Here is a 21,366-nt window from a genome sequence, read left to right as displayed (position 1 = left end):
TGTAAATCAAGGGACTAGCCCCAAACTTAGCCCCCACAGCCAAGAACCGGCCGGAATCTTCCGGCGCCAATTAGGGAAAATCTATGTCTGACGTAATGGCTCGCGTGAAGAAGATGGTCGTTGAGCATCTCGACGTGGAAGAAGAAAAAGTCACGGAAAACGCGCATTTCATCGACGATCTGGGCGCGGACTCGCTCGACAATGTCGAACTGGTCATGGCGTTCGAGGAAGAGTTCGACATCGAAATCCCCGATGACGCCGCCGAACATATCCAGACCGTCGGCGATGCCGTGAAGTTCATCTCCGAGAAAGTCGGCTAAGGGCCTTAAAACCATGAAGAGACGGGTTGTCGTCACAGGCTTGGGCCTTGTCACGCCCGTCGGTTGCGGGGTCGAACCCGCATGGAAGAACATTCTTGCAGGGCGCTCCGGCGCCCGCAGGATCGAGAGTTTCGATGTCTCCGACATCGCCTGCAAAGTGGCCGCCCAGGTGCCGCGCCGCAGCGAATTCCCCGACAGACCCGATGCCTTCGATCCCGACGCGGTGATGAGCCCGCGGGATGCCAAGCGCATCGACGATTTCATTCTCTATTCCATCGCCGCCGCCGACCAGGCCCTGGCCGATGCCGACTGGGCGCCGAAGGAATTGGGCGAAGAGGCTCAGCACCGCACGGGCGTCATGATCGGCTCCGGCATTGGCGGTCTGCAAACCACCTACGAGGCCTCGATCACCCTGCACGAAAAGGGGCCGCGCCGGCTTTCGCCCTTCGTGATTCCGGCCATGCTCATCAATCTGGCGTCCGGCCAGACTTCGATCCGGCACGGTCTGAAGGGGCCGAATCACGCGGTCGTCACGGCCTGCGCCACCGGCGCCCACGCCATCGGCGATGCGGGCCGTCTGATCGCGCATGGCGATGCGGACGTGATGGTCGCGGGCGGCGGCGAAGCGGCGATCAACCGGCTCGGCATCGCGGCCTTCGTGGCCTGCCGCGCCATGACGACCGGTTTCAACGACACGCCCGAAAAGGCCTCGCGTCCTTACGATGAAGACCGCGACGGCTTCCTGATGGGCGAAGGCGCTGGCGTGGTCGTGCTGGAAGACTACGAACACGCCAAGGCGCGCGGCGCGAAAATCTATGCGGAACTGCGCGGCTACGGCCTGTCCGGCGACGCGCATCACATCACCAGCCCCGCCCCGGAAGGCGAAGGCGGTTTGCGGGCGATGCAGGCGGCGCTCGGCCATAGCGGTCTTGACGCCGCGGATATCGGCTATGTCAACGCGCACGGCACCTCCACGCCCATGGGAGACGAGCTGGAAGTCCAAGCCGTCGAGAGATTGCTCGGCGACCACGCCGCCAACGTGCTGATGAGCTCCACCAAATCCGCGACCGGACACTTGCTCGGCGCGGCCGGGGCCGTGGAGAGCATCTTCTCCATCCTGGCCCTGCGCGACGGCATGGCGCCGCCCACACTCAATCTTGACAATCCAAGCGTCGAGACACCACTCGATCTGGTGCCGCACACGGCCAAGCCGTTCGAGGCCAAGGCGGTCATGAGCAACAGCTTCGGGTTCGGCGGCACCAATGCGGCGGTGATCTTCGCCAAGGCCGATTAGGCGCGCCACCCATGGCGCGCGCTCCCCACCCTCAGTATCCCCGCAGCAGGGACGACTCTGCCATGCGGCGGCGCAATCGATGGACACTGGTCCTGCTCGCATTCGGCGGCTTGGTGACGTTGGCATTCGGTCTCGCCATCGCCGGCTATTCCTATGTCAACTACCGCTACGAAACCGCGCCGGACCCGTCCGCGACGCAGACGGTCGTGTTCGACGTGCCGCGCGGGTCGGGCCTGTCTTCCATCGCGGACCGGTTGGAAACCGACGGGCTGATCGGCAATGCGACCCTGTTCAAGCTGGTCACCCGGATGCGGGGCAACGCAGCCAACTTCAAGGCCGGCGAGTTTGCGCTGACACCCGGCAGCTCGATGGCGAAGATCTATGACGATCTCGCCAACGGTCGGGCCATTCTCTATCCGTTCACCGTTCCCGAAGGGGCCACATCGGCCCAGGTCGTGCGGGCGCTGGACCGCCTCGAGACATTGAAGGACGACGATCCGTCCGTGCCGCCGGAAGGATCGCTGCTGCCCGAGACCTATCTGACCCCGCGCGGCATGGCGCAGTCCGCGCTGCTCGCGCAGATGGCGTCGGCGCAGGATGATCTGCTGGACGAGCTCTGGGACGCGCGCGCGCCGGATCTGCCGTTCGGAACCCGCGAAGAAGCGATCATCCTGGCTTCCGTGATCGAGAAGGAAACCGGGATCGGCATGGAGCGCGACAAGATAGCCGGGCTGTTCATCAACCGGTTGCGCCGCGGCATGAAGCTGCAATCCGATCCGACCATCATTTATGGCATAACGGGCGGCGACCCGATCAGGCGCCGTATCCGCCAGAGCGAAATCGACCGGGTGACGGATTGGAACACCTACCAGATCGCGGGCCTGCCGCGCACGCCGATCTGCAATCCGGGCGAGGCGGCGATACGTGCCGTGCTGAACCCGGCGGAAACGGATGCGCTTTACTTCGTCGCGGACGGGACAGGCGGGCATGCTTTCGCCCGGACACTGGCGGAGCATAACCGCAATGTCGCACGCTGGCGGCAGATACAGAGAGAAAGAGGGCTGAGGTGAGCGATCTGGATCATCTAAAGGAGCAAAGGCGCGGCTTGATGATCGTGCTGTCCAGCCCCAGCGGAGCAGGCAAGACGACCATGACGCGCCGCCTTCTGGCCCAGGATTCCCAGATCGCCATGTCGGTCTCCGTCACGACCCGCCCGCCGCGCCCCGGCGAACGCGACGGCGAGGACTATTATTTCATCACCAAGGATGCCTTTGCCGAGCTCGAGGCGGACGGCCAGTTGCTCGAACATGCCCGCGTGTTCGACAATTATTACGGCACGCCGCGCGGACCGGTCGAGGACGCGCTGGCCGATGGCAAGGACATCGTCTTCGACATCGATTGGCAGGGCGCGCAGCAACTCACGGAAGCCGCCGCCGACGACCTGGTCAAGATCTTCATTCTGCCGCCCAACATGCGCGAGTTGGAACAGCGCTTGCGCACCCGCGCCCAGGACAGCGACGACGTCATCGCCAAGCGCATGAGCAAGTCGGAAAACGAGATCAGCCATTGGGCCGAATACGACTATGTGCTGGTCAACGAGAATATCGACCGCGCCATGGGCGAGCTATTGTCCATCGTCACGGCCGAACGCATGCGCCGCAAGCGCCAGCCTTGGCTGAGCGGGTTCGTCAAAAGGCTCATCGACGGCGGGTGAGGCGCGATCAGGGTTGCGCAACGGACCCGCCATATTCGGCTTCGCCAGCCGCCGGCACGCTCAGGATGGTTCCGGCCTCGCGGCCTTCCGTCACGCGCATGACCAGGCGCCCGTCCTCGTCTTGTCGCAGCAGGTCCGCGCCTGCAAAAGCCCTCGACGGTTCATCGGGGTTCTCCAACGTGCCGACGCCGAACAAAGCCGTGCCGACGGCCTCGGCGATGAAGGCGTGCCCTTTGTCGATGGCGTCCGATAGGGCGCTTTGGCCATCGGACGCAGGCTCCCGCCATGCTTTGGCCGCGAGCAGCAGTCCTTCCATCTTGTCGATCTCGGCGTCTGCGAGCTTGTCCATTCCCTTGGCGTGGAGGCTGTCCGCTTTGGTCAGCGCCTTGTCGCGACGCCGTTCCGCCTTTGCCGCATGGCGGGGCTTGGTCGCCCGGGCGGCGGCATCCGCATAGATCGCTTCCGCCGCCCGTTTGCGGCCTTCGCGTTCGGCGTCGAGCGCTTCGCGCAGATCGAGCTGCACGGCTGGATCGGCTGGAGACAGCGTTTCGCGCGGCGGAAGCTGGAGTGGGTCGGAGTGGTAGACGATCCGCCCGCGATAGTGCCGCGGCAGCGCCCGCCATTCGTTCTGCAACTGCCGCAACCGGCGGGACGACCGGCGCATGCCGTCGTCGCGGTTCGACGCCAGTTCGATGCGTCGCATCTCCCGGGCGACCCTCTGTTCCAGGTCCAGAACGTCGGCATGCACGATGTCGGCGGTGATCCGCAGCGCCGATCCGTCCCGGGCTAGAGCGTAGCCCGGATTCACGACATAGCCTTCCCGGGCAAGGTCGTCCGGGCGTTCGAAGGCCTTGATCCGAACCGCTGGCGCATCCGCCGCATCGTCCGGATCCGGCAGGATGCCGGAAATCCGCTCCGCGAGTTCGCGGTCGAGGACGGCGGGATCGAGATCGCCCCGCAAGGCCGTAGCGATGCGCTTGGCCCGCCGCTTCGGTGCGGAGTCCGCCGCCATGATGAGGCCGACGGCGCCCAGCACGACCGGCGCACCGCCTAGGTTGGAGAGTTCCGTCGCCGTCCGGGCCAAGGGCGAATCCGTCACCGACGACCAGGACGCGCCCACGCCGTCGCTGTCTGCCGCAATGACGATATTTTTGGACCGGTCTTCAAGAGGGCCCGCTTCGCGCGGTGTGTCCGGTGTGGATGTCGCGCATCCGGATGCGAGGGTCACACACAAAGCAAGCGCGACCGACATATAAGTGGTGGACCTTGATGGCATCGCAATCTCCCCAGGTCTTGCCGTCCCAGTCTTTACGGGATCGGCCCGGGGTCAAGGCCGCAATGCGGTTGCTGCGCAGTCGAAGCTGGCTTGCGGGAACGCAGAGCGCGGATACGCGTCTATTCCGCATGGGCCCGTATCCGGGCGATTTGCGGATGGGGCCATGGCCGACGACGACACACACGAAGCTGGGGAGATCATCGATCGCCGGCACAGCCTGTTCACCTATGTCTGCTGGGCGTTACTCGTCGGGTCGGCCCTGTTCGGCCTGGTCACGGCCAGCTGGAACATGGTGTTCCTGGCCTGTGTCGTCTTCATGCTGACATTGCTGCCCTTCTTCCTCGAAAGCTGGACCGATCTGCGTCTTCCGCGCTCCTTCATCGGGGCCGTCACGGTATTCGTCGTCGGCACGATCTTCCTCGGCGAAGTCGGGAATTTCTATGAACGTTTCTGGTGGTGGGACATCTTCATGCATACGGGCAGCGCGATCGGTTTCGGCATGATCGGCACTGTCGTCATGCTGATCTTCGTACGCGGCGACAGGCTGTCCGCACCGCCGCTGCTCTGCGCGATCATGGCGTTTTCCTTCGCCGTCTCGATCGGCGCGCTATGGGAGATTTTCGAATTCGGCATGGATCAGTTCTTCGGGCTGAACATGCAAAAGGACGGGCTGTTCGACACGATGACCGATCTGATCGTGGACAGCATCGGCGCCTTCATCGGGGCGGGGGTCGGTTACTGGTACCTCAAGCGGGGCGGCACGACGTTCCTTCCCCTGACGATCGAGAAGTTCGTGCAGGACAACCCTCACGTCTTCGACAGCGAGGCGAAAGCTACGCCGGATGCGCCGACCGGCAAAGCCGCTGGAACTGCGACACGCTGAGCGTTTCCGGTCGGGCTTGGGGATCGACGCTGGCGGCCGCGAACCAGTCCGCCAGCTCCACACCCTTGCGTTTGGCATAGGGTTTCAGCGAGGCGCGCAACATCTTGCGGCGCTGGCCGAAGGCGGCCTGCGTCAGCTCGCCAAGGGCCTTCAGATCTTCGAACGGCGTATCCAGCGGGTCGATGACAAGGACGGCGCTGTCCACCTTCGGCGGCGGCGTGAACAGCCGGGCCGGGATATTCATGGCGATGCGGCACTCGCCCACGCTCTGGCACAGGACGGACAAGCGGCCATAGGCGCTCTCGCCCGGTTGGGCACAGACGCGCTCGGCCACTTCCAGCTGGAACATCAGCACCATCTGTTCCCAGAAGAGGGGCTTGGCCGTGACCCAGTTCACCAGCATCTTCGTGCCGACATTGTAGGGCAGATTGGCGACGATCTTGCGCGGGGCGTGCAGGGCCTGGGCCATGTCGAGCCGCAGCGCGTCGCCGTGATGGACCGACAGCTTCCCGGAAGCGCGGGCGATGTCGTCCAGCAGAGGCAGGAAGCGGTCATCCATCTCCACGGCCAGAACGGACTGCGCGCCTTCCAGGATCAATGCCCGAGTCAGACCGCCCGGACCCGGACCGACCTCGACGACATTCACGCCGTCCAGCGGCCGGGCCAGCCGGGCGATGGAGCGCGTGAGGTCGAGATCCAGCAGGAAATGCTGTCCCAGCGACTTGTCCGCCCGCAACCCGTGGATACGCACCGTTTCGTGCAGACTCGGCAGCGCGTCGAGCGCGGTCGTTTCAGCCATGACGATTGTTCGCGATCTCGCGCGCCTTGCGCAGAGCGGCGATGAGGGAATCCGGTCGGGCGATCCCCTGTCCGGCGATGTTGAATGCGGTGCCGTGGTCCGGACTGGTGCGCACGATGGGCAGGCCCAGCGTGACGTTGACGCCGCGGTGGAAATCCAGCGTCTTGACCGGGATCAGGCCCTGGTCGTGATACATTGCCAGCACACCGTCATAGGTCTGGCGCGCTTCGGCATGGAACAGCGTGTCGGCAGGCAGGGCGTCGGTGACGTCGTGGCCCTCGCTGCGCAACAGGCGGCAGACGGGGTTGATGATGTCCTGTTCTTCGGTGCCCAGCGCCCCGCCTTCGCCTGCATGCGGATTGAGACCGCAGACGGCGAGCCGCGGCTTGGCGATGCCAAAATCCAGCCGCAGCGCACCGAGCAGGGTCCGGGCCGCGTCCAAAACAGCGTCCGGCGTGATGGCGTCGCATGTCGAACAGACCGGTATGTGGATGGTCGTGAGTCCGACACGCAGGTCGCGGTCCGTGCCGTCGGGCGCTGTCAGCATCATGACCGGGCCGGGATGATAAGGCGCATCGACGCCCTGGCACAGCGCGCCGAGATATTCGGTGTGTCCGGGAAAGGAGAAACCGGCGCGGTAGAGCACGTCCTTGGCGATGGGATTGGTCACGACGGCGTCCGCCTGGCCGTCCAGCGTCAGCGAGACGGCCGTTCGTATGCTGTGCGTGATCGTGTCGGCATGGCCCGGATCGGGGTGTCCGGGTCGCGCGGCATGGCCCTCTATGGCTAGAACGGGAAGGGCGTCGGCGAACGCGGCCTTCGTATCGGAAAGCGCCGATATTTCGCGCACCGGATGGTCGGCCCGGGCAATCTGTTGCAGCGTTTCGGGCGGCGCGATGACCGCGAACGCCAGATCCGGCTCTCGGCGCAGCCGGTCCCACGCTTTCCAGGTGATTTCCGGTCCGATGCCGGCCGGATCGCCCAAGGTCAGGGCGAGAGGCTTCATTCTATCCGCGCACGGAAATCGATGCCTTGCGGCGCAGGTCGCGCAAATGGCGCCGGGAGGCCTGGGCCAGTTGCGTGTCCATGAGGCGGTTCTCAACATCGTCGCGGGTCGGGATTTCCGATCCGGTCAGTTCGCGCTCGCAAATGACGATCCCGGCAGCGCCATTCGGACGCTCGATCGGGGCCGACATCTCGCCGACACCGGTTTCAGCAAGAATGGCGGCCAGTTCGTCGTTCATTTCGGACGCTTTCAGCTCGCCCATCGACGCCGCGCGCAGATCGCCGGCCGTTTCGGTCAGCCCGTCGAGCGATCCGCATCCGTCGATGTCTTCGCGCAAGTTTTCCAGACGCGCGCTCGCCGTCTGGAAATCCTCCGCTTCGGCCGTCAACTGCGACAATGTGTAGAGCGTGTCGTTTTCGGAAACGCGCCGCTCGATGAGGGCCACGACATAGACGCCGCCCGGGACGACGATCGGTTCGGACACTTCGCTGTCGTCCAGTTCGGGGATGACGGCCGCGACCTCGGGGCGGACGTCGCCGACCTTGACCCAGCCCATGTCGCCGCCTGCGGCAGCGGACGGCGCGCTGGAGAACTGCTGCGCCAGCACGGCGAAGGGCGCCCCTTCGGCCAATTGCGAAATCATCGCCTGCGCGCCTTCCAGCGCCCCCTCGGCTCCGCCGATCTCAGGCGTCGCTTCGATGTAGATTTCGGCCATGCGGTAGGACGGCTCGTCCGCCGTTGCGGAGATTCGGTCGATGGTTTCGTCGATGACCGTGTCGGAAATCCGGATGCGCTGGCCGAACAGGCCGTTGACCAGTCTCTGCCAGGCGATCTCGGAGCGGATCTGGTCGCGCAACGTCTCGATCGACACGCCGACAGAGGCGAGCCGTTGCACGACTTCCTCGGGGTCGAGGCCGTTGCGGCCGATCAGGCGCCCGACGGACTGGTTCACTTGGGCATCGTCGATCGACAGTTCGAACCGCTGCGCTTCCTGCATCTGGAGATGTTCGTCGATGAGGTTGCGCAAGGCCTGTTGCTGCACGCGCATCAAGGTCTGTTCGTTGCGCTCCACGCCGGTCGTGGCGAGGATGAACAGGACGCGCTGGCGCAGGTCATGGCTGGTGATGATGTCGTCATTGACGACGGCGGCGATGGAATGGGCGGCGGGCGACGCCGTCTGCGTTTGCGGCTGTGTCTGAATGGGCTGCTGCGCCAGTGCGGGCGATGCGGCCGTCATGACGGCAAGCGCCAATCCGCTCAACGATGTTTTCACCAGATCCATGGCCATACTTTCATCCGTGCGCCTGGGCGCCGTTGGGTCGTTCTCGGAGATGCCTTTAGCGGCCCGCGCCGGACCCCGCAATCGTGGCGCGCGGCCCTCTGCATAAAGGGGCCGGTCCGCTGCGGTCCTTAAATTTCAGTCATCAACCGTCTTCGATGCGCGACAGATGGGTGATGCCGAGCATCAGCACGACGAGCGGCACGGACCACGTCGCCATGACGATCGGCACGATCGCGACTTCGCCGAAGGCGACGACCATGGAATCGGCGAAGAAGACGGCAAATCCCAGGGCGGCGCCGATGATGAGCAGGCGCAGCGTTCCGCCTTCGCGCGCCAGGCTCATCGACACGCCCGCCGCGATGAACGTCATGGCGATCAGCATCACGGGCAGGGAGAGCAGGCGGTTGAATTGCAGCCGTAGCGCCCGCGCGGAAAAGCCGGCGGCCTCATTGTCGCGGATCGCGCCCGGCATGTCCCAGAAGCTCGCCTGCGTCTCCCCACCCGTCTGTTCGATCACCGCCGCCGCGTCCATCCCTGTGGGCATGGACAGGCCGCGCAGTTTCTGCATCGGCTCGCCGGGCGCGTTCTCGACGACGTCTCGAAGCTGCCAGTATCCATTGGGCGACAGCGTGGCGGTCGACGCATCGAAGCGGCGTGAAAATCGCGTCTTGCCGTCCGGGTCGCGGTCCAGGATCAGGAACGTCGCCTTGTCGAGCGTCCAGTCCGACATGTCCATCGCATCGGCGCGAATGACGATCTGCTGGTCCCCCCGGCCTTCGCGCAACCAGACCGTGCCCTCTTGGGGGACCGGGCCGCCGCCGATCCACTCCGCCGCGGTTTTCTCGAACGTGTCGTAGAGATGCGTGGCCAGGGGGTTGACCACGACGGCCCAGACCAGTCCGACCAGCCCGGCCAGCCACACCGCCGGGCGGATGATGGTCCAGGCCGATTGCCCGGAGGCGCGCATGACGATCAGTTCAGATCGGCGGTTCATGCCGTTGATCGCGCCCATCATGCCGAACAGCACGACGAACGGAATGGTCTGTTCGATCAGGCTGGGCGTCTTCATCAGTGTCAGCGAGAGCAGCTGCATCGGCGTGATGTCCACATCCGCCCCGAGATCGCGGTTCGCTTCGACGAAGTCGACCAGCATGATGATGCCCGTGACCACCAGGAAGGCGATGGTCAGGCTTCGGGCGGACCGCGCCATGACATAACGGAACAGCGTATCGGGCATCAGGCCGTCCCGGCTGCGGTCCGCTTGGCGGCGACGCCGGCGATGTAGGCTTCAGCGCGGCGCTTCGCTCCGTAGGCGGTGAAGCGCTTGCGCCGCAGCAGATAGGCGCCGCAGGCAAGGATCACGACGGCCGGTATGAGATATTGCACGATATTGGCGGACATGTTCGATTCCGCCGCAGACGTCGCGGTGAAGCCGAATATCCGGATCGCGAACCCGATGGCCGCGCAAAAGACGATGCGGCGGCCATACCCCATGCGGCGATGTTCGCCGCGGATCATGAAGCACAGGGCCAGCATTATGAGCGCGACATTGTAGAGCGGCGCCGACAGGCGCGCATGGCCTTCGGCCGCATATTCCCGCCGCCGCGGTTCGGGCAGGAAGCTGTTCGCGTCGGGCCTGAGCAGTTCGCCCAGATAGAGATCGGACGGTTTGAGGCGCATGCGCGTATCGAAGGCGAACGCCTCCGACATGTCGAGGCGGTAGTCTTCGAACTGGATCACGTCGAGCGATCCGTCCGGCAGGCGCTTCTGCACGGCGCCGTCGCGCAGCAGCAACGCCGCGCCGTTGGGCGTGCGCTGCACTTCGCCCGTCTTGGCCGTGTGGGTGATGACGTCGGACGGATCGCGTTCGTCGTGGATGATGATGTCCTGCAGCGTGTTGCCCGCCCCGATTTCGCTGGCATAGAGCGTGAGGTTCCGCGACGGGGTGACGAAGCTGCCGGCCTGGACCAGCTGCGACGCAAGGTCGGTGCGCACCTTGAAGACTTCCACGCGCATCTGCCGGAACGAGGCGGGCTGCACGAACAGGGTGATGAGCAGGTGCACGATCATCGCCATGACGCCGAGGCGCACGAGCGGGGAGGCGATCTGCCAAGGCGAGGCGCCCGCAGCCTTGGCCACGATGACTTCCGAATCGCCGTTGAGCCGGTTGAGCGCGTAAAGCGCCGCCATGAAGACGGCGAGCGGCAGGATGATGCCGATCAGCTGCGGCAGGGCCAGCACGGTGATCTTGAGGAACGTCAGCGCGCTCTGCCGGTTCTCCACAATCAGGTCGAGCGTCTGCAGCGACTGCGTCAACAGCGCGAGCAGGGCCAACGCGGCCAGGGCGAGGACTGTCGGCCAGAAAGCCTGAGTCCAGAAATATCGCTGCAGAAGCGGCATAAGCTGATGAATAGACCCCTTTTCCCGGAAGATGCCTGCGTCGCAGGCGCAACACCGGGTTGTTTCGGGTTTTAATTCCGCGTTGCGCGCATTACCAGACGCAAGACGATTAAGAACCGAACATAATCACACGCAGTATAGGGCATCATGGCAGGCAATAAGAAGAATTCCGCAGAATTGACCGAAACGGTCCGGGTTACCTTCGTCGACGAAGACGCGGCCCCCCAAGGCGCGGCCCTCATCCTCACCGATTCGGACCGGGTGGAGGGTTACGACCGGCTCTATCCCGGCGCCGGACTGGACGCCGTCGCCCAAGCGACAGGCTTTAAGAACAAGTCGGGCCGGAAATTCTCCACGTTCGTCGCGAACGGGCAGGATGCGGTGCAGGTCTTCGTGCGCGCCCGCGGCGACGACGAGACATTCGATTACGAAATGGCCGTGGCGGAAACCGCCAAGGCCATGAAGGGCTCCGGCGTGCGCGAGCTGACCATCCATCTCGGCGGATCGGACGCCACGGCCGATGACGCCGCCCGCGCCGCGCTCGGCGCGCGCCTGGCCAGCTACGCGTTCAACCGACACAAGAGCAAGGCGACGTTGCCCAAGACCCGGCCGCTCGAAACAGTCCGAGTCGCCGTGGACGACCCCGCCGCCGCCCGGAACGCCTATGACAACTATTACGGCCCGGTCGGCGACGGCATGGTGTTCGCCCGCGACCTGGTCAACGAACCGCCCAACGTCCTCTATCCGGAAACCTACAAGGACCGCCTCGTCGCGCTCGAAGAGCTCGGTCTGGAGATCGAAGTGCTGGGCGAAGCGGAGATGGACGAGCTCGGCATGCAGGCCCTGCTCGGTGTCGGCAAAGGCTCGGAGCGCGAAAGCTTCCTTGTCGTTTTGAAGCATCTGCACGGACGGGACGGCGATGCGCCGGCTCTTCTGGTCGGCAAGGGGCTGACCTTCGATTCGGGCGGCATCAGCCTGAAGCCCGGCGCGAACATGTGGGACATGAAGGGCGACATGGGCGGATCGGCCGCCGTGGTCGGTACGATGATGGCGCTGGCCAAGCGCAAAGCGAAGGCGAACGTCATCGGCGTCGTCGGGCTGGTCGAGAACATGCCGGACGGTCGCGCGCAAAACCCGGGCGACATCGTCACCTCCATGAGCGGCCAGACGATCGAGGTTCAGAACACGGATGCCGAGGGCCGGCTCGTCCTGTGCGACGCGCTTCACTACTCCATCGACAAGTACAAACCCGCAGCCTGCGTCGATCTCGCGACGCTGACCGGGGCCATCGTCATCGGACTGGGGCACGAATATGCCGGACTGTTCTCCAACGATGACGGCTTGGCCGAACAGCTGAACCTGGCCGGGGACGCCAGCACGGACAAGGTGTGGCGCATGCCGCTCGGCAAGCCTTACGACAAGCTGCTCAACTCGCCCAATGCCGACATGAAGAACATTGGCGGCCGGGCGGCCGGGTCGATCACGGCGGCGCAGTTCCTGCAGCGTTTCGTGCCCAAGGGCACGGTCTGGGCCCACCTGGACGTGGCGGGCACGGCGATGAAACCGTCGGGCCGTCACGATGCGCGCGAAAGCACGTTCGGCACGGGCTTCGGCGTGCGCCTGCTCAACCGCTGGATCGCCTCCAACCACGAAGGCGCGGAGCGTTAGAAAACAGGCCTTTGGCTGTTTCGTAGCGGAGCGCTGTGCCGCAATACGGCGCGGGCAGGCGCGAAGCGCATGACAGGCTCGGAAGACCGCCCAAGGAGACGCTCATCGCCGAGACGCCCGAATACTGGTTCTACCATCTGGAGGCGAGCACGCTGAAAGGCGTGCTGCCGGATTTGCTGGGCAAGACTCTGGCCAAGGGCTGGCGGGCGCTGGTGCGGTTTCCCGACGGGACCGACCTGGCCGAATGGGACGATTATCTCTGGACTTTCCAGGACCAGAGCTTCCTGCCGCACGGCCGCGAGGATCAGGGCCGCGCGGATCAGCAGCCGGTCCTGCTGGCGAACAAGGCCGACAGCGCCGACGGGTTCGACGCCGTGTTCCTGATCGACGGGGCGGATGTCGGAGACGTTTCCGCCGTATCGCGCGTCATGGTCATGATCGACGGTCGTTCGCAGGACGCGGTGAAGCGCGAACGCGCGCGTTGGAAAGCGCTGGCGGATGCGGATGCGACGATGAGCTACTGGCAGCAGGGCGAACGGGGAGGCTGGGAGAAGAAGGCCTCGACCTAGGACGCCGTTTCCCCGAGCGCCGCATGGATCGCGCTTACCACGACGGACCCCTGGCCGACGGCCGAGGCGACGCGCTTGACCGACCCGGCCTGAACGTCGCCCACGGCATAGATGCGCGGCCAACTGGTTTCGAAATCGGTGGGCCGTCTGTCCAAATCCCAACGGGCGTCCGCCAGGACGGCGTCGCTGATCCGGGCCCCGGTCTGGACGAAGCCGCTGCGGTCGCAGGCGATGCTGTCGGGCAGCCAGTCCGTGAACGGGCGGGCACCGACGAAAAGGAAGACGAAAGGCGTATCGAGCGGCACGATGTCGCCCGCGTCGCGTCGCCGGACCGAAATGCCGGTCAGGCGGTCGGTGTCGATGTCGTCGGTTTCGAGCCCGTGCAGCGCGGCGATTTCCGTTTGCGGGTGCAGCGTGATGTTCGGCGTTTCTTCGAGACGGCGGACCAGATACTCCGACATGGTTTCGCGGATGTCGGCGCGGCGGTAGAGCATGTGCACGTGCTCGCAGGTCTGGCTGAGGAAGACCGCGCCCTGTCCGGCGGAATTGCCCGCGCCGACGATGGCGATTTCGGACCCCTTGCAGAGCTGCGCTTCCATCGGCGTCGCGCCGTAATAGATGCCGCGCCCTTCATACCGTTCCAGATCGCGGATCGGCAGGCGGCGATATTGCGCGCCGGTGGCGATGACGACGGAGCGTCCGCCGATCCGGCGACCGTCCGACAGGGACAGGCAGTAATGATCGTCGTGCCGTTCCAGTCCGGTCGCCTTGACCGGCGCGGCGAGGCGGGCGCCGAACTTCATCGCCTGCGTCATGGCGCGCTCGGTCAATTCCTGTCCCGACACGCCGGATGGAAAGCCCAGATAATTCTCGATCTTGGACGATGTCCCGGCTTGGCCGCCCGGATTGTGCGCATCGATGGCGACGACATCGAGCCCTTCTGACGCGGCATAGACGCAGGCCGCGAGACCGGCCGGTCCCGCCCCGATGACCAGCACGTCGGCCTTCTCGCCGTCCGGCAGCAAGTCGAAGCCGAATGAGGACGCAATCTCCTCCGCCGTCGGCTTGACGAGAACTTGCGACCGCCCGCGCAGGACGACCGGAAGGTCGCCGAGTGCGATGTCCCGGGCGTCCATGATGGTCTTGGCGACAGGGTCTCTATCGGGTGACAGCCAGAGATGGGGCACGCCGAATTTGGACAACAGGTCACGGGCCGCGAAGACGAGCCGGTCCTGAGCCGCGCCGATGACGACGACCGCGCTGTGATTGTCGCGCGCAAACGCACGCCGGGCCGTCAGGGTGGTGATGAAGATGTCGGACAGCCGGGAATTCTCGACCAGCAGACGCTGGAAGTCGGGATAGGCGATATGCAGGACATCCCCGGCCTCGCCCATGATCGTGTAGGCGAGCGTCGTCTGACCCGTCATGACGCCGATATCGCCGGAAAACTGTCCGAGCTCCATCCAGCCGACGCGGCGCGGCCCGTCGGGGGTCTCGATGAAGATATGCGTTTCGCCGCTCAGCGTGACCAGCATGTCCGCCTGGTTCCGCCCTTCCGGAACGAGCATCTCGCCTTTCGCATGGGATCGGACCGTGCCGTAGGGCTTGAGCGCCTCCAGCTCCGCATCGCTGAACGTATAGTTGATGTCGGCGGGCGGCTTGTCGCTCATGCCGCGTCAATGTTGGGCGCGGCGTCCAAGATCAAGCCCAAACCGGATGTCAGCCACGGTTGCGGCGATTGACGCGGCGCCGGGCGCGGCGCTCCTCCAGCTTTTTCTTCAACGGCGGCAGGCGCGCAGGCAATTCGGCCATGATGGCGTCGCGTTCATCCTTGGTCCGCAAGGCCCAATAGGCGATCTCGTCGGTCGTGCGGCCGCATCCGAAACAGAAGCCGCTATCCTTGTCCATCGCGCAGACCAGGACGCACGGACTGTCCACGGGTTCGAGCGCCGCGATCTCCTCCGGTGTCATGTCATTGGCCATGAAAGCCCTGTAGCGGAACGAAACGGGCATATAAAGGTTTTTTTATATCGACTTCTTAACCCCTCTCCCCTAGAGGCTCGCGGCATGAGTGACGAACCCGAATTGATCCTGGCCGACCTGTCCGACGACGAGCTCGTCGAACAGATGAAGGACGACCTCTATGACGGCATGGGTCCGGAGATCGCCGAAGGCACGCAGATCCTGCTGGACCGGGGTTGGGACGCCAATGCGATCCTGACCGAAAGCCTGGTCGAGGCTATGCGCATCGTCGGGCTGGATTTCGGCGACGGCATCCTGTTCGTGCCCGAAGTGCTGAGCGCGGCCAACGCCATGAAGGGCGGCATGGAACTGCTGCGCCCGATCCTGGCGGCCAACGACGCGGTCAAGCCCACGGGCCGGGTCGTGATTGGCACAGTGAAGGGCGACATCCACGATATCGGCAAGAACCTCGTCGCCATGATGCTGGAAGGGGCGGGCTTCGAGGTGATGGATCTGGGCATCAACACCGATGTCGAGGAATTCCTGAAGGCCTATGACGAATTCAATCCCGACCTGCTGGGCATGAGCGCGCTGCTGACCACGACCATGCCTTACATGGGCGTGGTGATCGAGGAATTCGAAAAGCGCGGCCTGCGCAAGGATTGCGGCATCTTCGTCGGGGGCGCGCCGGTGAACCAGGAATTCGCGGACGCCATCGGCGCGACCGAATATGGCGGCGACGCCTCCAACACGGTGGAACTGGCCAAGCGCTTCATGGGCGTCAACCGCCCATGACCGCGGCGGCGAAAACGCTGATCATAGCGTGCGGCGCATTGGCGCGCGAAGTAAGGGCGCTCAGCGACCAGCTTCCGGCCTTCGACCTGCGCTGCGTGCCTGCAACGCTGCACAACCGCCCGCAACGGATCGTGCCCGCCCTCGAACGCATTCTGGACGAGACCGGCAGCGCCTATGAGCGCACCGTCATCGCCTTCGGGGATTGCGGCACGGGCGGAGCGCTGGACCGCTTATGTGCGGCGCGCGGGCTCGAACGGTTGCCGGGCGCGCATTGCTATGCCTTCTTCGCCGGCCTGAGCGAATTCGACGCAATGATGGAAGAAGAGCTCGGCACGTTCTTCCTGACCGACTTTCTCGCCCGCCAGTTCGAGACCATGGTGATCCGCCCGCTCGGCCTGGACCGCAAGCCGGAACTGCGCGACCTGTATTTCGGCCATTACAAGCGGCTGGTCTTCCTGTCTCAGACGGACGACGACGATCTGCTCGCCAACGCCAACGTCGCCGCCGCCAGGCTCGGCCTGGCTTTCGAACACCGCCCCACCGGGCTCATGGCTTTCGCGCGCGACCTTGAGCGCCTTTCCACCCCTTTGGCAGCCTAGAGGTTTCCCATGGCCCGCACCGTTCTCACCTCGCCCACCCAGGAAGTGGTGATCGGCTTCGACCAGCCTTTCGTCATGATCGGCGAGCGCATCAATCCGACCAACCGCCCGAAATTCGCCAAGGAGCTGAAAGAGGGCAATTACTGGCGCGTGGAGAAGGAAGCCAAGACGCAGGTCGAAGCGGGCGCGCAAGTGCTGGACGTCAATGTCGGCGTGCCGCTGACCGACGAAGCCAAGATCATGTCCGAAGTCATCACCCTGCTGCAGGACGGTGTGGTCGACGCGCCGCTCGTGATCGACAGTTCGGTCAAGCCCGCCCTTCAATCCGGTCTGGCCGCCTATAAGGGCCGTCCGCTCGTCAACTCCGTGACAGGCGAGGAGGAAAGCCTCGAATTCGTCCTGCCGCTCATCCGGAAACATGATTGCGCCGTCGTGGCGATTTCCAACGACGACACCGGGATCAGCGAAGACCCGGATGTCCGCTTCGAGGTCGCCAAGCGCATCGTGGAGCGCGCGGCGGACTATGGCATCAAGGCCGAGGACGTGGTGGTCGACCCGCTCGTCATGCCGATCGGCGCGGTGAACAGCGCGGGCAAGGACGTGTTCCGTCTGGTCCGGCGCCTGCGCGAGGAGCTCGGCGTCAACACGACCTGCGGTGCGTCCAACGTCGCGTTCGGCCTGCCCAACCGGCACGCCGTCCACAACGCCTTCCTGCCGATGTTGCAGGCGGCGGGCATGACCAGCGCGATCCTGAACGTGTACGACGAAGGCCTCGTCCCGGCGATCAAGGCCGGCGACATGTTGGCCGGCAACGATCCGGACTGCGCCAACTGGATTTCGATGAACCGCCCGAAATCCGCGTCCGGCGAAGGGGGCGACGGCGGCCGCCGGGGCGGGCGTCGCGGCGGAGGCCGACGTGGCCGACGCGGCTAAGCACAGGATCGTCTTCACGCCAGCGGGCGTCCAGACCACGTCCGAACCCGGCGAATCCGTCTACGATGTCGCCCTGCGCGCGGGTGTGGACATCAAGTCGGTCTGCGGCGGCAACGGCATCTGCAAACGCTGCCAATGTTCGCTCCAGACCGGCCACCATTCGAAATTCGGCTTGAACGTCACCGAAGACGCGCTGTTCAAGCTCCGCCCGGCGGAGAAGAAGGCCGTTCATGACGGCGACATGGCCGACGGTTTGCGCCTGGCCTGCCGCGCCAAGATCATGGGCGATGTCGTCATCGACATTCCACCGCACGCCCGCCATACGCAGAGCGCCATCCGCAAGGCGGCGTTCGATCTGCCGGGACCGGTTGATCCGCCGATCCGGCTGCAGATGGTCAGACTGCCCGAGCCGACCCTGCACGACCATCTGTCCGACACGGAAAGCCTGATCGAGCAGTTGAGCGGAGACCTGCGAGTCGCGCCGGACCTCGTCACGAAAATCCAGCCCCTGCTCGCGGAGCATGACCGCACGTTGATCGCGGTGATCCGCGACGAAACCGACGTCATCGCCCTTTGGCCGCCCGACCGCGAAGGGCTCTACGGCGCGGCGATCGACATCGGCTCGACCTCGGTCGCGCTCTATCTCTACGACTTGCGCACGGGCGCGCTCGTGCATCAATCTTCCGCCATGAACCCGCAGATCCGCTTCGGCGAGGACGTGATGAGCCGGGTCAGCTACGTCATGATGAACGCGGACGGGCAGGAGAAACTGGCCGGAGCCGTGCAAGGCCAGCTGCGAGAGATGATCGCCCAAGCGCGCGAGGCGGTCGGGGCGGAGGCGGACCAGATTCTCGAACTGGTCTGCGTCGGCAATCCGATCATGCACCACACGCTGATCGGCGTGGATCCGACACCATTGGGTCAGTCGCCCTTCACGCTCGCGGTCAAGGACTGGCTCGACCTGCCGGGCGACATGCTGGATCTCGGCTTGGACCGGGCGGCGCGCGTGTCGCTCCTGCCGCTGATCGGCGGGCATGTCGGAGCGGACACGGCCGCCGCCTATCTGACGCAGATGGACCGGATGGACGGCCGATCCGTCCTGCTGGTCGATATCGGCACCAATGCCGAACTCGTGCTGACCCACGACGGCAAGGTCGCCGCCGCCAGCTCCCCGACCGGTCCGGCGCTGGAAGGCGCGGAGATCAGCTGCGGCGTGCGCGCTTGCGAAGGCGCCGTGGAGCGGTTGCGCATCAACCCCGTGACGTTCGACTGCCAGGTCAGGATCATCGGCCATGACGACTGGCTGACGGATGACACGATCGGCGATCATGCCGTGCCCGGCCTGTGCGGCTCGGCGATCTTCGAGGTCATGGTCGAACTGGCTCGCGCGGGGCTCATCGACCGGTCCGGTCTGTTCCGGACCGGAACGGCGCCCGACCGGTTCACCGAAGAGGGCGGCGTGGCGACCTACCGCCTGATCGGCGACATCACGCTGAAACAGACGGACATCCGCGCCGTCCAGCTCGCCAAGGCGGCCCTGATGGCCGGCGCGCGGCTGGTTGCGGAAGAATTGGAGTGCGGAAGTTTCGACGAAGTGCTGCTGGCGGGTGCGTTCGGGACCCATCTCGACCCAGACTATGTCGCCGAAATCGGGATCATCCCCCACAACGGGGCGGACACGATCAAGGCGGTCGGCAACGCGGCCGGGATGGGCGCGGCCCTGTGTCTGACGGATAGGAGCCAGCGGGACCGCATCCGCGACGCCGTGCGCGACGTGGTCAAGATCGAGACGGCGTTGGAGCCGCGCTTCCAGGACTATTTCGTGGAGGCGATGGCATTCCCCAGCGCGCCGCAAGGATCCGGCAACGCCAAGGGCCGCCGGGGCGGGGGCCGCCGGGGCGCGGGCCGCCGGGGTGGGAGCCGCCAGGGCGCGGGCCGCGCGCGCTAGGGAAAAAGCCGTTTGCGGGCGCCGCGCGCCCTGTCGATCAAGGGCTTCTCGATCAGGCGGTAGGTCAGCGCCGCGATGACCAAAGCCGTCCCGACCGCGACGATCAGGAAGACCGGTGCAGGCAGGCCTTCCAGACCGGCCAGACCCCACAGTTTTTCCACCAGCACCAGGCTGAGCAGATGGGTCAGATAAAGGGAGTAGCTCCAATCGCCGAGCCGCACGGCGAAAGCCGGTGCGGTCGCGCCGTGCCGGTCCAGCCAAGCCGCGCCGAGCAGCAGCGCGCAGGCCGGCAGCGTCAGCCGCAGGACGCGCGCCCCCTGGTCCTGGAACGCTCCGCCGATGAAGAACCAGACGGCCAGACCTGCCAGTCCCGCCAGGACGAGCGCGAAGGCGACGGTTCGGTTTCCACGCATGCGCAGATAGATCAGCGCCACGGCCGTGCCGGCGAGGAATTCGAGGGTCAGCGGGCTGAACAGGTGGAACGCCAAGGCGCCCGCCGCCTGCCATCCGCCGACGTGGCCCACGATGACGGCCGCGGCCCACACGGCGAGGCCCGCCGGTCGAACCTTGGCCGGAAGAAACAGGATGAGCGCGAACAGGACGTAGAACATCATCTCGTAGACCAGCGTCCAGCCGACTTCGAGCAGCGGATAGGCGGCGGACGGCACGAGCAGCAGTGTGTTCAGCCATTGCGGATCGTTGGGCGAGCTGGAGAAGACGAGGTCCGGACGCACGACCCAGACGAGCAGCAGCGCGGCCGTGACAACCCAGTAAAGAGGATAGATGCGTGTCGCCCGGGCGAAAAGGAATTCGGGCACGCCGCCGCCGCCGCCGCGCCAGTCGCGCGTGACGAACACCATGATGAACCCGCTGATGACGAAGAACAGGTCCACCCCCATCATCCCCCATTCCATGGAGACGGGCAGGAAGGGGTCGGCCAAGCTACGGCGTTCGATCAGGGCCAGATGCGCCAACAGCACGAGCATGGCCGCCAGTCCCCGCAGGGCCTGCACATGGTCCAGCCGTGAGGGGGTCGCGATCGACATCCGCGCCTCTTGGCAAACTGCGCCGCCCATGGCCAGCGCAACCCGTCCTTACGCGACCCCGCTTGTTGATGACAGAAGAGTCATGCAGTTCACGTCCGCGTCAGACCGCCATCCGCCGCCCTTCGACGCTGCGTAAGGGAGTCAGGTCCGCATCCCCGGACCCTTCGCAATGACTGAAACGAGAGACGTCCCATGATCCTCAAACCCCTCATCGCCGCCGCCCTCCTGTCCACGACCGCCATCGCCGCGCCCGCTCTGGCCGGGGACAAGTACAAGACCGAGACGAAAGTCATGGGCGCCACCGAAACCGGCCCCAACATCGTCGAAACCGCCATGGACGTCGATGCGCTGTCCACGCTCGTCGCCGCCGTGAAGGCCGCCGAGCTGGTCGAGGCCCTGTCCGGCGACGGACCGTTCACCGTCTTCGCCCCGACCAACGACGCCTTCGGCGCACTGCCTGCCGGGACGGTCGAAAGCCTGCTGGAGCCGGCCAACAAGGACAAGCTGAGCAAGATCCTGACGGCGCATGTCGTGTCGGGTTCGCTCGACGCCGCATCCGTGATCGCCTTGGCCGAAGCCAATGGCGGCGAGGCCGAAGTCACGACCCTGTCCGGCGACACCCTGATAGCCTATGCCGAGGACGGCAAGGTCTATGTGAAGGACGAAAACGGTGGCAAGGCAATGGTGGCGACAGCCGATGTGGCGACGTCCAACGGCGTCGTGCACGTGGTGGATGCGGTGTTGTTGCCGAACTAGCTCAACCCCGGCCCCCCACAGGTTTGCGTCCCGCGTGCGGGTCTAAGATTGCCAACGGCAATCGTCGCAAACCTTGTCCGGCACGGACACGCGTCCCAAAGGACGCGAAGGGAACA

General features: G+C 65.3%; 21 protein-coding genes. 12 read left to right on the top strand and 9 right to left on the bottom strand.

All coding sequences use genetic code 11. The features are described 5' to 3' along the window. Positions 1-83 precede the first annotated feature (83 nt). From Q0718_RS12965 to gmk, 4 genes are all read left to right on the top strand, one after another. Positions 84-320: an acyl carrier protein gene (locus tag Q0718_RS12965; RefSeq protein ID WP_284370001.1), complete on the top strand. Its 237-nt coding sequence runs from the start codon at positions 84-86 to the stop codon at positions 318-320. Positions 321-333: 13 nt separating this feature from the next. Then, on the top strand, positions 334-1,614 hold the full coding sequence (gene fabF / locus Q0718_RS12960; protein ID WP_298918757.1) for a beta-ketoacyl-ACP synthase II: 1,281 nt from the start codon (positions 334-336) through the stop codon (positions 1,612-1,614). Positions 1,615-1,676: 62 nt separating this feature from the next. Further along, positions 1,677-2,684: an endolytic transglycosylase MltG gene (gene mltG, locus Q0718_RS12955; protein WP_298918753.1), complete on the top strand. Its 1,008-nt coding sequence runs from the start codon at positions 1,677-1,679 to the stop codon at positions 2,682-2,684. After that, a complete protein-coding gene (gmk, locus tag Q0718_RS12950) occupies positions 2,681-3,328 on the top strand; it encodes a guanylate kinase (RefSeq protein ID WP_298918751.1) in 648 nt (215 codons plus the stop codon). The genes mltG and gmk overlap by 4 nt, the downstream gene beginning before the upstream one ends. Before the next feature lie 7 nt (positions 3,329-3,335). On the opposite strand, the gene Q0718_RS12945 is transcribed toward gmk, so the two are convergent. Further along, the gene (locus Q0718_RS12945) at positions 3,336-4,556 is read right to left on the bottom strand and encodes a hypothetical protein (RefSeq protein ID WP_298918748.1); all 1,221 of its coding nucleotides are present in this window, start codon (positions 4,554-4,556) and stop codon (positions 3,336-3,338) included. A 211-nt stretch (positions 4,557-4,767) separates the two neighbouring features. Between Q0718_RS12945 and Q0718_RS12940 the strand changes: the two genes are divergently transcribed. Continuing rightward, positions 4,768-5,487, top strand: a complete 720-nt coding sequence (locus Q0718_RS12940; RefSeq protein WP_298918745.1) for a hypothetical protein — start codon at positions 4,768-4,770, stop codon at positions 5,485-5,487. Here Q0718_RS12940 and rsmA read toward each other — a convergent pair. The 5 genes from rsmA to Q0718_RS12915 all read right to left on the bottom strand — a co-directional run bounded on the left by rsmA (position 5,438) and on the right by Q0718_RS12915 (position 10,974). Continuing rightward, positions 5,438-6,286: a 16S rRNA (adenine(1518)-N(6)/adenine(1519)-N(6))-dimethyltransferase RsmA gene (rsmA, locus tag Q0718_RS12935; RefSeq protein ID WP_298918742.1), complete on the bottom strand. Its 849-nt coding sequence runs from the start codon at positions 6,284-6,286 to the stop codon at positions 5,438-5,440. The two genes, Q0718_RS12940 and rsmA, sit on opposite strands and share 50 nt — an antisense overlap. Continuing rightward, positions 6,279-7,292: a 4-hydroxythreonine-4-phosphate dehydrogenase PdxA gene (gene pdxA / locus Q0718_RS12930; RefSeq protein ID WP_298918740.1), complete on the bottom strand. Its 1,014-nt coding sequence runs from the start codon at positions 7,290-7,292 to the stop codon at positions 6,279-6,281. The genes rsmA and pdxA overlap by 8 nt, the downstream gene beginning before the upstream one ends. Position 7,293: 1 nt before the next feature. Then, complete coding sequence (locus Q0718_RS12925) at positions 7,294-8,580, bottom strand: peptidylprolyl isomerase (protein ID WP_298918737.1); 1,287 nt, start codon at positions 8,578-8,580, stop codon at positions 7,294-7,296. A 136-nt stretch (positions 8,581-8,716) separates the two neighbouring features. Further along, entirely contained in the window at positions 8,717-9,811 is a 1,095-nt protein-coding gene (locus Q0718_RS12920; RefSeq protein ID WP_298918734.1) for an LptF/LptG family permease, read from the bottom strand. After that, on the bottom strand, positions 9,811-10,974 hold the full coding sequence (locus Q0718_RS12915) for an LptF/LptG family permease (protein WP_298918732.1): 1,164 nt from the start codon (positions 10,972-10,974) through the stop codon (positions 9,811-9,813). The genes Q0718_RS12920 and Q0718_RS12915 overlap by 1 nt, the downstream gene beginning before the upstream one ends. A 147-nt stretch (positions 10,975-11,121) precedes the next feature. Here Q0718_RS12915 and Q0718_RS12910 point away from each other — a divergent pair, with 147 nt between their 5' ends. Together Q0718_RS12910 and Q0718_RS12905 are read left to right on the top strand one after the other, a co-directional pair. Then, positions 11,122-12,642: a leucyl aminopeptidase gene (locus Q0718_RS12910; protein ID WP_298918731.1), complete on the top strand. Its 1,521-nt coding sequence runs from the start codon at positions 11,122-11,124 to the stop codon at positions 12,640-12,642. 35 nt (positions 12,643-12,677) lie between these two features. After that, a complete protein-coding gene (locus tag Q0718_RS12905) occupies positions 12,678-13,211 on the top strand; it encodes a DNA polymerase III subunit chi (protein ID WP_298918729.1) in 534 nt (177 codons plus the stop codon). Here the strand turns inward: Q0718_RS12905 and Q0718_RS12900 are convergent. Then, positions 13,208-14,881, bottom strand: coding sequence for an FAD-dependent oxidoreductase (locus tag Q0718_RS12900; RefSeq protein ID WP_298918726.1), 1,674 nt, complete (start codon positions 14,879-14,881; stop codon positions 13,208-13,210). The two genes, Q0718_RS12905 and Q0718_RS12900, sit on opposite strands and share 4 nt — an antisense overlap. 49 nt (positions 14,882-14,930) lie before the next feature. Next, a complete protein-coding gene (locus Q0718_RS12895) occupies positions 14,931-15,149 on the bottom strand; it encodes a DUF1289 domain-containing protein (RefSeq protein WP_366523891.1) in 219 nt (72 codons plus the stop codon). A 129-nt stretch (positions 15,150-15,278) separates the two neighbouring features. Here Q0718_RS12895 and Q0718_RS12890 point away from each other — a divergent pair, with 129 nt between their 5' ends. From Q0718_RS12890 to Q0718_RS12875, 4 genes are read left to right on the top strand one after another with little or no spacing between them, the layout of a single operon-like run. Continuing rightward, positions 15,279-15,968, top strand: coding sequence for a B12-binding domain-containing protein (locus Q0718_RS12890; RefSeq protein WP_298918720.1), 690 nt, complete (start codon positions 15,279-15,281; stop codon positions 15,966-15,968). Next, positions 15,965-16,567 (top strand): DUF1638 domain-containing protein, encoded by a 603-nt coding sequence (locus Q0718_RS12885; RefSeq protein WP_298918717.1) that lies wholly within the window; start codon positions 15,965-15,967, stop codon positions 16,565-16,567. Before Q0718_RS12890 ends, Q0718_RS12885 begins: the two co-directional genes overlap by 4 nt. 9 nt (positions 16,568-16,576) lie before the next feature. After that, positions 16,577-17,500, top strand: a complete 924-nt coding sequence (locus Q0718_RS12880) for a dihydropteroate synthase (protein WP_298918715.1) — start codon at positions 16,577-16,579, stop codon at positions 17,498-17,500. Then, positions 17,484-19,448 (top strand): ASKHA domain-containing protein, encoded by a 1,965-nt coding sequence (locus tag Q0718_RS12875; protein ID WP_298918712.1) that lies wholly within the window; start codon positions 17,484-17,486, stop codon positions 19,446-19,448. The genes Q0718_RS12880 and Q0718_RS12875 overlap by 17 nt, the downstream gene beginning before the upstream one ends. Here the strand turns inward: Q0718_RS12875 and Q0718_RS12870 are convergent. After that, on the bottom strand, positions 19,445-20,494 hold the full coding sequence (locus Q0718_RS12870) for an acyltransferase (RefSeq protein ID WP_298918710.1): 1,050 nt from the start codon (positions 20,492-20,494) through the stop codon (positions 19,445-19,447). The two genes, Q0718_RS12875 and Q0718_RS12870, sit on opposite strands and share 4 nt — an antisense overlap. A 192-nt stretch (positions 20,495-20,686) precedes the next feature. Here Q0718_RS12870 and Q0718_RS12865 point away from each other — a divergent pair, with 192 nt between their 5' ends. Next, entirely contained in the window at positions 20,687-21,250 is a 564-nt protein-coding gene (locus tag Q0718_RS12865) for a fasciclin domain-containing protein (protein WP_298918708.1), read from the top strand. Positions 21,251-21,366 lie beyond the last annotated feature (116 nt).

The organism is uncultured Algimonas sp., assembly GCF_947498175.1.
Taxonomy (GTDB): domain Bacteria; phylum Pseudomonadota; class Alphaproteobacteria; order Caulobacterales; family Maricaulaceae; genus Litorimonas.
Note: the sequence above shows the minus strand (reverse complement) of the source record. Positions and strands in the feature narration are given on the sequence as shown.

Coding starts and splice junctions, on each gene's coding strand:
- Q0718_RS12885 (WP_298918717.1), top strand. CDS start 15,965: ATGACCGCGGCGGCGAAAACGCTGATCATAGCGTGCGGCGCATTGGCG.
- Q0718_RS12900 (WP_298918726.1), bottom strand. CDS start 14,881: ATGAGCGACAAGCCGCCCGCCGACATCAACTATACGTTCAGCGATGCG.
- Q0718_RS12880 (WP_298918715.1), top strand. CDS start 16,577: ATGGCCCGCACCGTTCTCACCTCGCCCACCCAGGAAGTGGTGATCGGC.
- Q0718_RS12870 (WP_298918710.1), bottom strand. CDS start 20,494: ATGTCGATCGCGACCCCCTCACGGCTGGACCATGTGCAGGCCCTGCGG.
- Q0718_RS12940 (WP_298918745.1), top strand. CDS start 4,768: ATGGCCGACGACGACACACACGAAGCTGGGGAGATCATCGATCGCCGG.
- Q0718_RS12865 (WP_298918708.1), top strand. CDS start 20,687: ATGATCCTCAAACCCCTCATCGCCGCCGCCCTCCTGTCCACGACCGCC.
- fabF (WP_298918757.1), top strand. CDS start 334: ATGAAGAGACGGGTTGTCGTCACAGGCTTGGGCCTTGTCACGCCCGTC.
- Q0718_RS12920 (WP_298918734.1), bottom strand. CDS start 9,811: ATGCCCGATACGCTGTTCCGTTATGTCATGGCGCGGTCCGCCCGAAGC.
- Q0718_RS12890 (WP_298918720.1), top strand. CDS start 15,279: ATGAGTGACGAACCCGAATTGATCCTGGCCGACCTGTCCGACGACGAG.
- rsmA (WP_298918742.1), bottom strand. CDS start 6,286: ATGGCTGAAACGACCGCGCTCGACGCGCTGCCGAGTCTGCACGAAACG.
- Q0718_RS12915 (WP_298918732.1), bottom strand. CDS start 10,974: ATGCCGCTTCTGCAGCGATATTTCTGGACTCAGGCTTTCTGGCCGACA.
- pdxA (WP_298918740.1), bottom strand. CDS start 7,292: ATGAAGCCTCTCGCCCTGACCTTGGGCGATCCGGCCGGCATCGGACCG.
- mltG (WP_298918753.1), top strand. CDS start 1,677: ATGCGGCGGCGCAATCGATGGACACTGGTCCTGCTCGCATTCGGCGGC.
- Q0718_RS12965 (WP_284370001.1), top strand. CDS start 84: ATGTCTGACGTAATGGCTCGCGTGAAGAAGATGGTCGTTGAGCATCTC.
- Q0718_RS12925 (WP_298918737.1), bottom strand. CDS start 8,580: ATGGCCATGGATCTGGTGAAAACATCGTTGAGCGGATTGGCGCTTGCC.
- Q0718_RS12910 (WP_298918731.1), top strand. CDS start 11,122: ATGGCAGGCAATAAGAAGAATTCCGCAGAATTGACCGAAACGGTCCGG.